This window comes from Pseudomonas sp. YQ_6, assembly GCF_043103245.1.
In the GTDB taxonomy this organism is placed as follows: domain Bacteria; phylum Pseudomonadota; class Gammaproteobacteria; order Pseudomonadales; family Pseudomonadaceae; genus Aquipseudomonas; species Aquipseudomonas alloputida.
The window spans coordinates 132,008-146,713 of the sequence record NZ_JBICJR010000038.1; the positions used below are offsets into that span (position 1 = coordinate 132,008).

At 60.0% G+C, this 14,706-nt stretch carries 12 protein-coding genes and 1 pseudogene; 7 read left to right on the forward strand and 6 right to left on the reverse strand.

What is annotated here, in order from left to right; all coding sequences use genetic code 11:
* The first annotated feature begins 23 nt into the window (after positions 1-23).
* From ACF8FG_RS12400 to ACF8FG_RS12410, 3 genes are all read left to right on the forward strand, one after another.
* A complete protein-coding gene (locus tag ACF8FG_RS12400; RefSeq protein WP_076402458.1) occupies positions 24-2,714 on the forward strand; it encodes a bifunctional diguanylate cyclase/phosphodiesterase in 2,691 nt (896 codons plus the stop codon).
* 168 nt (positions 2,715-2,882) lie between these two features.
* Positions 2,883-3,551: a peptide-methionine (S)-S-oxide reductase MsrA gene (msrA, locus tag ACF8FG_RS12405; protein ID WP_014589400.1), complete on the forward strand. Its 669-nt coding sequence runs from the start codon at positions 2,883-2,885 to the stop codon at positions 3,549-3,551.
* A 3-nt stretch (positions 3,552-3,554) separates the two neighbouring features.
* Positions 3,555-4,178 (forward strand): glutathione S-transferase, encoded by a 624-nt coding sequence (locus ACF8FG_RS12410; protein ID WP_019437095.1) that lies wholly within the window; start codon positions 3,555-3,557, stop codon positions 4,176-4,178.
* 166 nt (positions 4,179-4,344) lie between these two features.
* Here ACF8FG_RS12410 and creD read toward each other — a convergent pair whose 3' ends face one another.
* The 4 genes from creD to ACF8FG_RS12430 form a co-directional block, all read right to left on the reverse strand.
* Entirely contained in the window at positions 4,345-5,673 is a 1,329-nt protein-coding gene (gene creD / locus ACF8FG_RS12415; protein ID WP_019437094.1) for a cell envelope integrity protein CreD, read from the reverse strand.
* Positions 5,674-5,780: 107 nt separating this feature from the next.
* Entirely contained in the window at positions 5,781-7,217 is a 1,437-nt protein-coding gene (gene creC, locus ACF8FG_RS12420) for a two-component system sensor histidine kinase CreC (RefSeq protein WP_318079995.1), read from the reverse strand.
* Positions 7,217-7,897: a two-component system response regulator CreB gene (gene creB / locus ACF8FG_RS12425; RefSeq protein WP_041166826.1), complete on the reverse strand. Its 681-nt coding sequence runs from the start codon at positions 7,895-7,897 to the stop codon at positions 7,217-7,219. The genes creC and creB overlap by 1 nt, the downstream gene beginning before the upstream one ends.
* Positions 7,898-7,949: 52 nt before the next feature.
* The gene (locus tag ACF8FG_RS12430) at positions 7,950-8,450 is read right to left on the reverse strand and encodes an ATP-dependent zinc protease (protein WP_014589395.1); all 501 of its coding nucleotides are present in this window, start codon (positions 8,448-8,450) and stop codon (positions 7,950-7,952) included.
* Between the two features lie 182 nt (positions 8,451-8,632).
* On the opposite strand from ACF8FG_RS12430, the gene ACF8FG_RS12435 reads away from it, so the two are divergent.
* Entirely contained in the window at positions 8,633-9,520 is an 888-nt protein-coding gene (locus tag ACF8FG_RS12435; RefSeq protein ID WP_014589394.1) for an acyltransferase, read from the forward strand.
* 234 nt (positions 9,521-9,754) lie between these two features.
* A complete protein-coding gene (locus tag ACF8FG_RS12440; protein WP_119714214.1) occupies positions 9,755-11,104 on the forward strand; it encodes an APC family permease in 1,350 nt (449 codons plus the stop codon).
* Between the two features lie 97 nt (positions 11,105-11,201).
* Here ACF8FG_RS12440 and ACF8FG_RS12445 read toward each other — a convergent pair whose 3' ends face one another.
* Positions 11,202-11,777, reverse strand: a complete 576-nt coding sequence (locus ACF8FG_RS12445) for a DUF2780 domain-containing protein (RefSeq protein WP_076402454.1) — start codon at positions 11,775-11,777, stop codon at positions 11,202-11,204.
* 227 nt (positions 11,778-12,004) lie between these two features.
* Between ACF8FG_RS12445 and ACF8FG_RS12450 the strand changes: the two genes are divergently transcribed.
* Together ACF8FG_RS12450 and ACF8FG_RS12455 are read left to right on the forward strand one after the other, a co-directional pair.
* A complete protein-coding gene (locus tag ACF8FG_RS12450; protein WP_076402453.1) occupies positions 12,005-12,814 on the forward strand; it encodes an RHS repeat-associated core domain-containing protein in 810 nt (269 codons plus the stop codon).
* A gap of 262 nt (positions 12,815-13,076) precedes the next feature.
* Complete coding sequence (locus ACF8FG_RS12455) at positions 13,077-14,027, forward strand: RHS repeat-associated core domain-containing protein (protein WP_076402452.1); 951 nt, start codon at positions 13,077-13,079, stop codon at positions 14,025-14,027.
* Between the two features lie 225 nt (positions 14,028-14,252).
* On the opposite strand, the pseudogene ACF8FG_RS12460 reads toward ACF8FG_RS12455, so the two are convergent.
* A pseudogene (locus ACF8FG_RS12460) lies at positions 14,253-14,501 on the reverse strand (formaldehyde dehydrogenase, glutathione-independent); the annotation flags it as partial.
* Between the last annotated feature and the right edge of the window lie 205 nt (positions 14,502-14,706).

A 14,706-nucleotide genomic window follows, 5' to 3' on the forward strand; every position in this document is an offset into this window, starting at 1 on the left:
TTCCCTCTTCAAGCGAGTCTTCGATGAAAAGCCAACCCGATGCCGCCAGCCGTGTGGCGGCCGAGGTCGTGACACAGTTACCCGTGCCCTCGCGGCTCGGCATGCTGCGTTTCGAAAGGCTCAACGAAGCCAGCTGGGCCATGCTCTACCTTGACCCAGCCTGTGAGCGCCAGTTCGGCCTGCAAACCGGCGAGCTGTGTGCCCTGATTGACGCGCCCTACGCCAGCCTGATGGAACCCGAAGCACGCTACCGGCTGCACGACGAAATCCAGTTGCAACTGGCCCAGCGCGGCTACTATCGCGTGCGCTACACCCTGCACACACCGAGCACCTCGCTGCGCCTGCTGGAAGCGGGTGAAGCCTACAAGCAACACAACCGCCAGCTGTTGCGCGGCTACCTGAGCGTGCTCGAAGACCAGCAGGAAGAGACCGGCGAAACCGGCGCCAGCGACCTGGAGTCACGCAACAACCGCCTGCAGCTGGCCCTGCAGCTGAACCAGCGCACGCAGCAAGAACAGCTGGAGCACCTGGAGCGGGTGCGCGGCCAGCAGGACCTTATCCTGCGCCTCGCCCGCCATCGCTACAGCGCGGACAACTCGCTACTCGAAGCGGCCCAGCTGATCACCCAGAGCGCCTGCGAAATCTACAAGGTCGACTGCGCCAGCATCTGGCACCTGGAAGACCAACGCCTGGAACCGATCATCGCCTGGTACCGCGACGCACAGGAGCACCGCCAGCCCGAAGCCATTGATGCCAGCCGCTTCCCCGACTACCTGGATGCACTGCACGCAAGTCGCGCCATCGACGCTCACAACGCCGGCCACGACCCGCGCACCCGCGCCCTGGCGCAAAGCATGCGCCCGGAAAACAAGGCCATGCTCGACGCCAGCATCCGCGTCGATGGCCAGGTGATCGGCGTGTTGTGCCTGGAGCAAAGCGGCCAGCCAAGGGCCTGGCAGTCGGACGAGATTGCCTTTGCCGGTGAGCTGGCCGACCAGTTCGCCCAAGTGATCACAAACCACAAACGACGGGCCGCGGCCAGCGCCCTGCACCTGTTCCAGCGTGCGGTCGAGCAGAGCGCCAGTGCCTTCCTGCTGGTGAACCGCGACGGCCGGGTGGAGTACGTCAACCCCAGCTTCACTGCCATCACCCAGTACAGTACCGACGAAGTGCAGGGCCGCCAGTTGGGTGAGCTACCGGCACTGGAGAATCTCAGCGAACTGCTGTTCGACTCGCCGTCGAGCCTGGCCATGGGCAACAGTTGGCAGGGCGAGTTCAAGAGCCGGCGCAAAAACCTGGAGCCGTACTGGGGCCAGTTGTCGATTTCCAAGGTGTACGGTGACAACCGTGAGCTGACCCACTACATCGGCATCTACGAAGACGTCACCCAGACCAAGCTGGCCCAGCAACGCATCGAGCGCCTGGCTTACACCGACAACCTCACCAACCTGGGCAACCGCCCGGCGTTCATCCGCAGCCTGGACGAGCGCTTCGCCCGCGATGGCGAAAGCTCGATGTGCCTGCTGCTGGTGGACATCGACAACTTCAAGCGCATCAACGACAGCCTTGGCCACCAGACCGGCGACAAGCTGTTGATCAGCCTGGCCAGGCGTCTGCGCAACAGCCTGCACAGCGGTGGCATCCTGGCGCGCTTTGCCAGTAACGAGTTCGCCGTGCTGCTCGACGACACCAGCCTTGAAGATGGCCAAGGCGTCGCCCAGCAGTTGCTGTGCACCCTCGACAAACCGATGTTCGTCGACAACCAGCTGATCAACGTCACCGCCTCGGTAGGCCTGGCCTGTGCACCGTTGCACGGTGTCGACCCGGCCAGCCTGATGAAGAATGCCGGCCTTGCATTGCACAAGGCCAAGGCCAACGGTAAACACCAGGTACAGGTGTTTACCGAAGTGCTCAATGCCGAAGCCAGCTACAAGCTGTTCGTCGAAAACAACCTGCGCCGTGCCCTGACCCAGAACGAGCTGGACGTGTTCTACCAGCCCAAGCTGTGCCTGCGCAGCGGTCGCCTGCTGGGCCTGGAAGCGCTGCTGCGCTGGAACCACCCCGAACGCGGCATGATCCGCCCGGACCAGTTCATCAGCGTGGCCGAGGAAACCGGCCTGATCATCCCTATCGGCAAATGGGTGGTGCGCCAGGCGTGCTGCATGAGCCAGCAACTGCGCAAGGCCGGCCTGGGCAACCTGCATGTAGCCATCAACCTGTCGCCCAAACAGTTCTCCGACCCGGACCTGGTGGCATCAATCAGCACCATCCTCAAGGAAGAAGCCCTGCCCCCGCACCTGCTGGAGCTGGAGCTGACCGAAGGCCTGCTGCTGGAAGCCAGCGAAGACACCCACCGCCAGCTGGACGAACTGAAGGCCCTGGGCCTGACCTTGGCCATGGACGACTTCGGCACCGGTTATTCGTCGCTGAGCTACCTGAAGAAGTTTCCGATCGACATCCTCAAGATCGATCGCAGCTTCATCAACGAAATCCCCGACAACCAGGACGACATGGAAATCACCTCGGCGGTGGTGGCCATGGCCCACAACCTGAAGCTGAAGGTGGTGGCCGAAGGGATCGAGACGCCGGAGCAGCTGGCATTCCTGCGCCGTCACCGCTGCGACGTGGGCCAGGGCTACCTGTTCGACCGGCCGATTCCCGGGCGCGAACTGGCCGAGCGGCTGAAGCGCTATCCGCGTGGCCCGGTGGCCTGACAGCTGCGTAATCCTCGGGCACTATAGAAGCCATTCGGGCCCTTTCGCGGGCACGCCCGCTCCCACAGAAACACCACAACCTTTGAAACCTGTGCTGTACCTGTGGGAGCGGGCATGCCCGCGAAGGCCCAAACCCCTACCCCACTGAATAAACACAGAGGAACGGCCATGGTCCTGCGTTCGGAAATCCTGGTGAACAAAAACGTCATGCCCACTGCGGAACAGGCACTGCCTGGCCGCGACACGCCAATGAGCCTGCCCGAGTTCCACTACGTCTTCAAAGACACCCCACTGCTCGGCCCGTTCTTCGAAGGCGCCATCGACTTCGCCATCTTCGGCCTGGGCTGTTTCTGGGGCGCGGAGCGCCGCTTCTGGCAGCGTGAAGGTGTGGTCAGCACCGTGGTCGGCTACGCCGGCGGCTTCACCCCGCATCCTACTTACGAAGAAGTCTGCTCGGGCCTGACCGGCCACACCGAAGTGGTGCTGGTGGTGTTCGACAAGGACAAGGTCAGCTACCGCGAACTGCTGGCAATGTTCTGGGAGCTGCACAACCCCACCCAAGGCATGCGCCAGGGCAACGACATCGGCACCCAGTACCGCTCGGCCATCTACTGCACCAGCCCGGAACAGCTGGAACAGGCCAAGGCCAGCCGCGACGCCTACCAGGCCGAGCTGAGCAAGGCCGGCTTCGGTGAGATCACCACCGAAATCGACCAGGCACCGACGGTATATTTCGCCGAGGCCTACCACCAGCAGTACCTGGCCAAGAACCCGGACGGCTACTGCGGCATCGGCGGCACCGGCGTGTGCCTGCCACCCAGCCTGCAAGGTAACTGAAGCATGAGCACGATGACCCTGTTCCACTCGCCGTTGTCGCCTTTCGTGCGCAAGGTCATGGTGGTGTTGCACGAGACCGGCCAGCTTGAGCGTGTGCAGCTGCAGCCGGTGAACATCAGCCCGGTGAGCGGCGACCCGCAGCTCAACCTGGACAACCCGATCGGCAAGATCCCAGCCTTGCGCCTGGAAGACGGCACCGTGCTGCATGACAGCCGGGTAATCTGCGAGTACCTCGACATGCAGCACGTTGGCTTGCCGCTGCTGCCACGAGAAGGCTCGGCGCGCTGGCGGCGCATGACCTTGGTCTCACAGGCCGATGCGATCATGGATGCGGCGGTGTCGAGCCGTTATGAGAGCTTCCTGCGGCCAGAAGACAAGCGCTGGGATGGCTGGCTGCAGGCGCAGGGTGACAAGATCCGCCGGAGCCTGGCCAACCTTGAGCAGGAGCACTTGCCGGAGCTGATTTCCGGCTTCGACCTGGCGGCGATTGGCGTGGCCTGTGCGCTGGGCTATCTGGATTTGCGTCAGCCCGGGTTTGGCTGGCGTGAGCGCCAGCCTGGGTTGGCGGCGTGGTATGCCGAGGTGGTCAAGCGGCCATCGATGGTCGCTACAGCGCCAGTGGCCTGACAGGGCCCCTTCGCGGGTAAACCCGCTCCTACAGGTTTTCCACAGTGTTCGCTATCTGTGGTGGGCTTGTGGGAGCGGGCGTGCCCGCGAAGGCCTCACCTCGGTATCACAGGAAACAACAGCCCGATCCTGAGCGCCAACCAGCGCCCGATCTCTCTATCCTCCCTCATGCCGCCCTCCCCACACGCGCCCAGTCCAGCCGCCGGGTCAGCACCATGAACACCCCAAGCAAGCAGAAACACAACAGCGACCCCATCAGCAGCGCATAGTCTTCGGCACTCAGCAGCCCGTAGAGCAGCGCGTACAACGCCGCCAAACCCGCAGCAAAACCCACCCCTCGCCCCAGGCTGCGCAACACATGGCTCAGGTAGAAGCCGATCAGCAGCACACACGCCGAAGCTGACAACCCATAGGCCAGGCCAAAGCCAATGTGCTCGGACAACGACAACAGCAGCAGATAGAAGAACGCCAGCGCCACGCCCACCAGGATGTACTGCACCGGGTGCACACTCAGGTTCTTCATTACCTCGAACAGGAAAAAGCCGGCAAAGGTCAGGGCAATGAACAACAACGCGTATTTGATTGCCCGCTCACTCTTCAGATATTGGTCCACCGGGTCAACGAAGCTCACGCCGAAGGTGCGTTCACTGAAGTCTGCACACTGCCCACCGACAGCGCACTGGCGCAGGGCGTCTTCAAGGTTGGTAGCAAAGAACGAGGTCTGCCAGTGGGCGCTGAAGCCTTGAGCATCGATCTCGCGGCGGTTGGGCAGGTAACTGCCAACGAAGCTCGGGTGCGGCCAGTTGGCGCGCATGTTCACGCTGCTGGTACGGCCCACGGGTACCACGTGCAACTGGCCGGTACCTTGCAGCGCCAGGTCAAAGCCATAGCTGAACGCTCGCGCCTGTAGCCCGTCCAGCCCCGGCAGGCTGGCGTGCACGCCGCCGCGCATCCAGTCGAGCTGGGTGCCGGGCTCAAACGGCACTTTTTGCTCGTCCATGCTCAGCTCCAGAGCACTTTCGATACCGCGGATATCACTGATGCCCACCACCAGGAACGGCTTGTCGAAGCGGTAGTCGTCAAAGTCCTTGTCGATGCCCCAATGCGCCGGGAGCTTGAAGCGGCCGCTGATACGGCCTTTGGCGTGGAACAACCGCGCCTGGTAGATGCCGCGGGCGCGCAGTTCGGTGTCCACACCCAGGTCGGCGTCGAAGGTTTCCGGCAGGAAGTACAAGTGGCCGGTGATGGTGCTGGTTTCCTGGGTACGCGCACCGTCCTTTTCGATCCAGCGGCGCTGGTACTTGCGGTACGGTACCACCAGCAACGGGCCGCTGAGTTGCTGATCGAAGCTGGTGCTCTGGGCGATATCACGCAGCACGCCGTCGCGCATGGCCTGGCGGTCGTCAATCAGGCCGTTGATCAGCAGTAACGGGATGAGCAACAGCAACATCAGCATGGCGATCATGCCGAGTTTGAAACCGAGGGTCTTGTTCATGTGGCCTCCTGTGGCAGTGGGCGCAGTGTCTGCGCCTTGCGTGGAGGCTTTGTGGAGCGCGTGTGTGATTTACGTGTATTTGGGGTTGCTGTGCAGCCCCGGCTATCTCAGCTAATGCGCCGCAGCGGCAGCCATAACCGCACCCGTACCCCGCCATCGACGTTGTCCACCGCCAAGGCCCCGCCGTGCAGCTGCATCACCTCGGCCACGAAGTTCAGCCCCAGCCCGGTGCTCTTGCGCCCGCTCCCGGGCCGCGGCAGCGAGTAGAACCGCTCGCTGACCCGCCCGATGGCATAGGCCGGTATCGCTTGCCCCTGGTTGAACACACTCAACGCCACGCGTTCGCCAGCGCGCTCCAGGTCGAACAGCAGCGTGCCCCCTTCCGGGGTGAAGTCCAGTGCGTTGTCGAGCAGGTTGGCCAACGCCTGGCGCATCAGGAACGGATCGCAAAGCAAACGCAAAGTGGCAGGCACCCGCTGACGTACCTGCAAACCGGCGCCTTCGATACGCGCCGCATGGGCCAGCAGCAACTCATCGACCAACGCCGCCAGCGCCACCTGCTGCTCGTCCTCCAGCGCCTGCATCTGTTCGACCCTGGCCAGGTTGAGCAGCCGCTCGATCATCTGCTGCAAACGCTCGCTCTCGCGCTCGATATTGCCGGCAAAGCGCGCCCGCTGATCAGCGGGCATGTCCTCGCCCTGCAACAGCTCGGAAGCACCACGGATGGCCGCCAGCGGGCTTTTCAGCTCGTGAGTCAGGGTGTGCACGTAGCGCTCGACATAGGCCTTGCCTTCCAGCTGGGTGCGCATGCGTTCCACTGCCTGTGCCAGGTTCGCCAGCTCGCCGCCCTTGTAATGCGGAAGCTCCGCACGCTCACCTTCACTGACCGCCTGCGCATAACCTGCCAACTTGCGCAGCGAGCGCGCAAGCCACCACGACAGAGCCGCGCCGATCAGCAAGCCCAGGCCGATCAGCCCCGGCCCCAGGGTGAGCAGGCGCCGCTCGGAGCGGTCGATGTAGGGTTGTAATGAGCTATTGGGCTTGGCGACGGTGACGACGCCTATGATCTTGCCGTTGTCGATGATCGGCGCGCCAACGTGCATCACCGAGGTGCTTTCGTCGTTGGGGTCGCTGCGGGTGGAGCGGGCGCCATACTGGCCTCGCAGGGTCAGCAGCACGTCATTCCACTGCGAGTAATCCTTGCCCAGGGCCTCGCCACTGGAGTCCAACAACACGATGCCCTTGGCGTCAGTGACGTAGATGCGGTGGCTGACCTGGTTCTTGGCCAACCCCCAGATCTGTGCGCCCGGGCTGCGCGATCCGTAGGCCTCGAGCACCTCGGGCAGGCGGCCCTGGTTCAGGGTGCCGGCCTTGACGTCATCCCTCAGGATTTCTGCCAGCAGGTTGGCAGTGTCTACCAATGTTTCTTCGGAAGATTGGCGCACTACCGGGCGAATCTGTTCGCGTACGGTATTGAGCAAGAAGTAACCGGCCAAACCGACGAACAGGAAGTACACCAGGAAGATGCGGATACCCAAGCGCATCAGGCGTGCTCCGGGCTATAGCTGTAACCGAGGCCGCGATGGGTCTGGATCGGCTCGGCATCACCCGCTACCTGGCGCAGTTTGGCGCGCAGGCTCTTGATATGGCTGTCGATGGTGCGCTCATAGCCCACGTCGGAGGCCACGCCCAAAGCGTCGAGCAGCTGTTCGCGGCTGAACACCCGCTGCGGTTGTTCGAGCAGGCATTGCAGCAGGCGGAACTCATGCCGGGTCAGCGTGAGCGGCTGGCTGCGGTAGGTGATCTGCATGCGCAGGGTGTCGAGCTGGAACAAGGAGGTTCCGCCGGCAGCCTCGGCCCTCGGGGCCATGCGTTTGAGGATCGCCCGAACGCGCGCTGCCACTTCACGAGGGCTGAAAGGTTTTACCACGTAGTCGTCGGCGCCGATTTCCAGGCCTACTACGCGGTCGATTTCACCGTCCCGGGCGCTAAGAAACATCACCGGTACCTCGGTGAACCGGCGCAGCTGGCGACAGGTTTCGAAGCCACTGATGTCGGGCAGGCCGATGTCAAGGATGACCAGATCGGCCGGGCGCTGGCGCTGCTGGTCGAGGGCGGCACTGCCCAGGGTTACCCACTCGGTGCTGTGACCGTCGGCCTGCAGGGCGTAGACCAGGGTGTCGGCGATGGCAGCTTCGTCTTCGACGATGAGGATATGCGGCATGGCGTCCGGCCTTGCGATTTTGAAGGTTGGCAGTGTAGGAGCGGGCTTCAGATCAACAGCCTGGCTTGCCAGCAGTGAACTTCTTCGCCGGGTTGACCGCCGCCTTGAACTCGCGCAGCGCCTTGGAACCCACCAGCAGCGGGTAGTTGAAGTTGCTGCGGTCCACCAGATTCACCTCGACGGTGCGCTTCACATCCCCCAGGCACAACTCCAGGTCGACCACCGGGCGCTTGGAGACCTCTGGCGCATCCCCTTCGTCCTCTTCATCGGCACGGCCCTTGATCTTGCTGATGCGCGAGACCTTGTGCTCGTACACCTTGCCGTCCGAGTCCTTGGTTGCCAGGCGGAAGCGCACCCACTCGTCGCCATCGCGGGTGAACAGCTCGATATCCTTGGCCGACAGCGACGCGGTGAAGGCGCCGGTGTCCATCTTGGCTTTCAGGGTTTCGCCCAGCTCGGGCAGGGCGATGTTCTCGTAACGGCCGTAGAGGGTGGGCTCGGCGGCCATTACCGGCAGCGCCAACAACGACAACAGGGCTAGCAGTGGTTTCACAGGCAGGCTTCCTTGGAAAGGGTCAGTGCTTAGACTGCACTGGCAAGATAGGTTCGCTTTCACAAGACTAAACAACATAACGTGAAACATTTGTTCCCGCCGCCGGGCATTGGACATTTGGCGTAGGCGACCGCCCTGCTTATCATTGCCAACCGTTTATCTCCCACAACAAGAGTCTCTTTATGCGTCGCCTGCTGACCGGCATTCTCACTACCACCCTGCTGCTGCTCAACACCGTGGTGTTGATCTGCCCGCTGCTGGTCTTCGCCCTGCTCAAGCTGGTGTTGCCAGGCCGTGGCCGCGACTACGCGTCGTGGGCGGTGATGTGGGTGGCCGAAACCTGGTCGGAAATCGACAAAGCCATCTTCGCCCTGTGCATCCCTACCCAGTGGGACATCCGCGGCGTGGAAAACCTGCGCAAAGACACCTCGTACCTGGCCGTGAGCAACCACCAGACCTGGGTCGACATCCCGGCGCTGATCGAAAGCCTCAACCGCCGTACACCGTTCTTCAAGTTCTTCCTGAAAAAGGAACTGATCTGGGTACCGTTGCTGGGCCTGGCCTGGTGGGGGCTGGATTACCCGTTCATGAAGCGCTACAGCAAGGCGTTTCTGGAAAAGCACCCGGAGCTCAAGGGCAAGGACCTGGAAATCACCAAGGCGGCTTGCGAGCTGTTCAAGCGCCAGCCGGTGACCGTGGTCAATTACCTGGAGGGCACCCGGTTTACCGAAGCCAAGCGCCAGGAGCAGCAGTCGCCGTATCGCTACCTGCTCAAGCCCAAGGCGGGTGGTGTGGCGTTTGTGCTCGCGGCATTGGGCGAACAGCTGGATGCCCTGCTGGATGTGACCATCGTGTACCCCGGTAATAAGGCGCCGGGGTTCTGGGACTTGCTCAATGGCAGCATTAGCCGGGTGATTATCGACATTCAGGTGCGGGAGCTGGACCCGGCGTTGTGGGCGGGGGATTACGAGAATGATCCTGAGTTCAGGCAGACGGTGCAGGCCTGGGTGAACCAGTTGTGGGTGGCGAAGGATCAGCGGATCGAGCAGCTGCGGGCGGAGATGGGCTGAGACCTCTGCCGCCTGAACTGGCCCATTCGCGGGTGAACCCGCTCCTACAACCGCTACATTCAGGCATGCCCCTTGTAGGAGCGGGTTCACCCACGAAGAGGCCGGACCAGCCATAGCCAGAATCCGATCAAAACCCAGGCTAATAATCAGCATAAGGATTACTTTTTTGTCTTCCCCCACCTAAGTGGATAAAAATCGACCACAGCACAACTACAAAAATGCCTGGATCGATCAATGGCCAACCCACCCAGCTCTAACTCCGCCCAGCTTCGCCGTGTTCTCGGCCTCCCCGCCCTGGTGTTCTTCGGCCTGGTGTACATGGTCCCGCTTACCATTTTCACCACCTACGGCATCGTCACCGAACTTACCGGTGGCCGCACCGCCGGCGCCTACCTGGTCACCCTGGTGGCCATGCTGTTCACCGCCGCGTCCTACAGCTTCATGGTCAAGCGCTTCCCGGTCGCGGGCTCGGCCTATTCCTATACCAACATGGCCTTCGGCCCTAATGTCGGCTTCCTGGCCGGCTGGTCGCTGTTGCTGGATTACCTTTTCCTGCCGATGATCAACTACCTGCTGATCGGCCTGTTTCTCAACATTGCGTTCCCCGCAGTGCCTGCCTGGGCCTTCGTGCTCGCATGCATCACTTTGGTGACAGTGCTGAACGTGGTCGGTATCAACTCGGTGGCCAAGACCAGCAACCTGATCGTCGGCGCGCAGATCGTGTTCATTGGCGTGTTTGTCGCGCTGTCCTGCCAGACATTGGCTGGCCAGCCGCTCGACCTGCTGTCGCCGCTAATCGGCGATGGCAGCAAACCTGGCTTTGGCCACCTGATGGCTGGCGCAGCGGTGTTGTGCTTGTCGTTCCTGGGCTTCGACGCCGTATCGACCCTGGCCGAAGAATGCCGCGACGCACGCCGCGACGTGCCACGGGCGATCATCCTCACCACCCTGTTCGCCGGGTTGCTGTTCACCGTGCTGGCTTACGTCAGCCAGTTGGTGCTGCCAGGCAGCAGCTTCGCCAATGCCGATGCAGCGGCCAACGAAGTGATGTTCAAGGCTGGCGGGCAGTTTCTCACCAACTTCTTCACCGCTGCTTATGTGGCGGGCAGCCTGGGTTCGGCGCTGGCCTCGCAGGCCGCGGTGTCGCGCATCCTGTTCACCATGGGGCGTGACAACGTGCTGCCACGGCGCAGCTTTGGTTACCTGTCGCCGCGCTTTGGTACGCCGGTGTTCGCCATTGCGCTGGTGTCGGCGTTCTCGCTGCTGGCGCTGGTAATCGACCTGTCTACCCTCGCCTCGCTGATCAGCTTTGGTGCGCTGGTGGCGTTTTCGGCGGTGAACCTGGCGGTGGTGAAAACGCACCTGATGGATGATGCCTCGCAGCGCAACTTCAAAGGCCTGCTGAGCTATGGTCTGGTGCCGCTGGTAGGGCTGGGGCTGACCTTGTGGCTGTGGACCAGCCTGTCGGCGCTGACACTGGTGATTGGCCTGTGCTGGTTTGCCTTGGGCCTTGCGTACCTGGCAGTTCTGACAGCAGGCTTCCGCCGCCCCGTCCGCCTGGTGGATTTCTCCGAAGCTGTCTGACCAGATGCAATTTCGCTTTTGTGGGGGCAGCCCTTTCGCGACACAAGGCCGCCCCTACAGAGCTCATCTCATGGCTTGAGGGCTGTCGCTAGAATCCTCAGACTGAAGGCTGGGCCAGTGGCGCTGGGGTAGTCCACAAACTCCCCAGATTCTGCAACAACGACCCGGCAATGCCCTGCTGCCCCAGATACTGCAGAATCAGTGGCGCAAACTGCCCGATCATCCCGGTATCCATCCCCAGCGCCTTGAACGCATTGTCCAGGTCGCTACGGCTTTCCACGTTGTTGCCCAGTGCGTTGCTCAACGCCGACTGGCTTTCGCTGTTCTTGCCGAGCAAATCCCCCAAACCACTCAACCCGCCCAGCGCATTTGCACCGGCCAGCAGGTCCAGGCCCGGCACCGCCTTGGTCAGTTGCCCATAGTCATCGCTGCTAAGGTTGTTGCGCGCCAGTCCCAGCATGGCTCCTGCCCCGCCTACCGCCTGCTCGGCGGTGATGTTCAACTGGCTACCCAGGGTGTTGAGCAGATTGGCCTGCGCTTCGGGTGCCTGTACCTGGCCTTGCTGTTGCTGGTTCTGCATGGCGGACACGGCGTTGGCGGCGTCGCTGAGGTTAAAGGCGAGCACAGGGCTTGCAGCCAGGGTCATCAGGGTTGCCAAGGTGAATGCTTTCATCGGGATGGGACCTCGTTGGCCGGGATGGCCGGGAAACGAGGGGTTTGACTGGTGTTTTGAGGATTTGTTCCTTCCCAGTTGTCGGGGTTAGTTGTCGGCCAGCACCGTTAGTTACCACCTGTTATTTCTACCAGTAGCGGCATCCGCGGATCCCCGAGATACTTGAGGCAGTCACCCCTTGATTAAGGGCAAAAAATGACGTTTCACCTGATAGCGAGCACAACCGCATGAACAAAAACGGCACACACGTTTATTCTGCCTATGGCTTTGCTGCAACGGCCCAGTCCGCACAGAACTTACTTGGGTTTAACGGTGAATACGTGCAAGAGCTTACGTCACTATATATGCTGGGTGCCGGATACAGGAGCTACAGCCCGAGTTTATATCGCTTCCACACGCCCGATGATCTGAGTCCGTTTGGAATAGGCGGCTTGAACGCCTACGCGTACTGTAATGGAGACCCAGTAAACAGAGTCGATCCCACTGGACACTCTGGGCTATTCACCCGTTTGCTCAAAGGAATAGGCAATAGATTGGGACTGAGGCATTCAAAAAAACTTCCGAGTGACACCACTCTCAGCCCAACACCTATTAGCACGACGGCATTTCCCCCACCCGGACCTTCTGAATACTCAAGCGTCAATTCCCGTAGCTCCACAGGGAGCATGTCCACTGGATATGCCTCTCTTCGCTCATACAAAAGTGTTTCCGCTGTACCTCCCCTCCCACAGCGCCCCCCACCCTCAAGCGCTGGACGCAGCTTCTTTTTAACGGAAGATTCAAATACTATTCCCGCTGGTCAAGAGACGAGCCGAATTCAGGACTGGGTCGACAACTACTCAAACTATGCTGACCCAGAGTTATTACAGTCCTCAATAATCCTCCGTGCGGGTGGAGGTTTTCATCAAAGGCATATTGACGTACAAAATGCTGGCATCCGCCGATCTAACGAGTACATCGAGGCAACCAAATCACCTCGAACACTAACCGTACATCGAGACGGCAGTGAATATTATTGGAAAGACCGTAGACGTTAGGGAAATCCTGAATAATAATTCCGGATCATGCTAAAGCATCCGGATTCGATCCTCTGAATTCTCAGGTGAAGTAGATGACCTCTCCAGACGCCGGACACGCTGGCAATCACAAATAGAGCAGCAAAGAGTTGGTGATCGAGATGGATCGGGTGGGAACGGGGAGGAGTTTTGCTCTCACTGATCGATCCACACTACCCGAAGGGTGAAGGTGGTCGTCTGCCCTATACACTGATCTGCAACGTAGAAACAAAGGTACCCCAGAGTGAGCAAGGTACACATGAGAGAATATTTTTATCAAGACCGAGAACTAAACACCCTAAAATTAATCCTCAATACCCATAGCATCTTTCGTGCTGCCGGTCTGTTACTTGCGGAGCACAGTGACAAGGCCGCTAGCCTGCTAGAGACGGATAAGAACGGAACCATTATGGGAACTTTGAGCTTATCCGACCACGGCGCATACGCATATATGAGCTATGGACACTGCCTCAAGATACCTTCCGCCGATTCGACGGTCGGTTTCAACGGCCAGTTAATCGATCCCGTCCTGCGGGCCTATCTTTTGGGTAACGGATATCGTGCTTTCACTCCCGTTTTAATGCGTTTCACTACTCCCGACTCACATAGTCCATTTGGAGCTGGCGGCATTAATAGCTACTGTTATTGTCTAGGCGACCCCATTAATAGAACCGATGCCTCGGGACACGCCCCAACGAAATCTACTATAACATCAAGAACCAAGCTTATGAATGAGACGTGGAGCAAGGCTAGAGAAATCGGATGGGAAAGTATATTCACTGACCCAAACATTATTTCAAAAATTCAACCCACCCTACCCAGCAAAGATGTTGTAATCCTCGCGCGCGCATCAAAAAAAATACACACTGCCGTCAGCATAGAATCTAACAAAATAGCCAACAGCAAAATCTCGATTGATAATGCACTACAAACTAGAAATGTACAATTCGAAGGCACACTACCGAGTTCAGTATCGACGCGACGAAATGATGTTATCCTGCACGCGATCAGCCAAACTGAAACTTTGCAAGACGATTTCTTGAGATTGAATGAAGCGCCCACAGACTTGGGCACCGGACGTAGACATGCAATCGTAGTCCGCCCTGGCCGGCGCAGGCCAACTTTGTCTAGCCATAGCAGCACCGACAGCATTTTTGATGAAAACGGGGATATTCGCGGCAACCCTAGAAGCTAACTTAGCTATGTGCATTACTGCAAAACCATTTTCTGCAGTAAGGTAGCCCCTGCGACTATCCAGAATGGATAGCAGCGCACCTCTTTCACCCATCGCACGTAACCTCACCCACCGGAACAACGGAACTTGCTCGGCTCTAGGTTGGAGCTTCGTGGGCTTTGAGATCAGTTACTCAGCCTTGAAGAAGCCCCTCAAATTGAGGGGCTCTTGTCAGACAACTGCTTTTTACGCCGCACCCCACATCTTGTGCGGGTCGATCACAAACTTCTTAGGCACACCCGCATCAAACTCGCCATACCCTTCCGGCGCCTGATCCAGGTTGATCACCTGCATACCTACAACCTCAGCAATGTTGATGCGGTCCCACATGATCGCCTGCATCAGCTGGCGGTTGTAATGCTTGGTCGCTATCTGGCCGGTGTGGGAGCTGTGCAATTTGCTCCGGCTCAGGCCGAAGCGGATGCTCAGCGCGCGAATTTTGCTAAGACTTTCAGGTTTTTACATCGGGGCGACCGCTGCGAAATCAGCGACCGGTTTTGACAGGCTGCCTTGGTATGAATCACAAGGCTTCGCCTTCATGGCAGCTGTGCATGGGGCACTTCGTGTGCGCCGGGTTTTGGTTCACCTACCGATCTAAGACTGTTATTTCTGCCAGTATCCAAATTCCTGTGGCAATTCA

What these genes read in the sequence shown, in the direction of transcription:
- msrA (WP_014589400.1), top strand. Translation starts at nt 2,883, where the DNA reads ATGGTCCTGCGTTCGGAAATCCTGGTGAACAAAAACGTCATGCCCACT.
- ACF8FG_RS12445 (WP_076402454.1), bottom strand. Translation starts at nt 11,777, where the DNA reads ATGAAAGCATTCACCTTGGCAACCCTGATGACCCTGGCTGCAAGCCCT.
- creC (WP_318079995.1), bottom strand. Translation starts at nt 7,217, where the DNA reads ATGCGCTTGGGTATCCGCATCTTCCTGGTGTACTTCCTGTTCGTCGGT.
- ACF8FG_RS12435 (WP_014589394.1), top strand. Translation starts at nt 8,633, where the DNA reads ATGCGTCGCCTGCTGACCGGCATTCTCACTACCACCCTGCTGCTGCTC.
- creB (WP_041166826.1), bottom strand. Translation starts at nt 7,897, where the DNA reads ATGCCGCATATCCTCATCGTCGAAGACGAAGCTGCCATCGCCGACACC.
- ACF8FG_RS12410 (WP_019437095.1), top strand. Translation starts at nt 3,555, where the DNA reads ATGAGCACGATGACCCTGTTCCACTCGCCGTTGTCGCCTTTCGTGCGC.
- ACF8FG_RS12400 (WP_076402458.1), top strand. Translation starts at nt 24, where the DNA reads ATGAAAAGCCAACCCGATGCCGCCAGCCGTGTGGCGGCCGAGGTCGTG.
- ACF8FG_RS12440 (WP_119714214.1), top strand. Translation starts at nt 9,755, where the DNA reads ATGGCCAACCCACCCAGCTCTAACTCCGCCCAGCTTCGCCGTGTTCTC.
- creD (WP_019437094.1), bottom strand. Translation starts at nt 5,673, where the DNA reads ATGAACAAGACCCTCGGTTTCAAACTCGGCATGATCGCCATGCTGATG.
- ACF8FG_RS12450 (WP_076402453.1), top strand. Translation starts at nt 12,005, where the DNA reads ATGAACAAAAACGGCACACACGTTTATTCTGCCTATGGCTTTGCTGCA.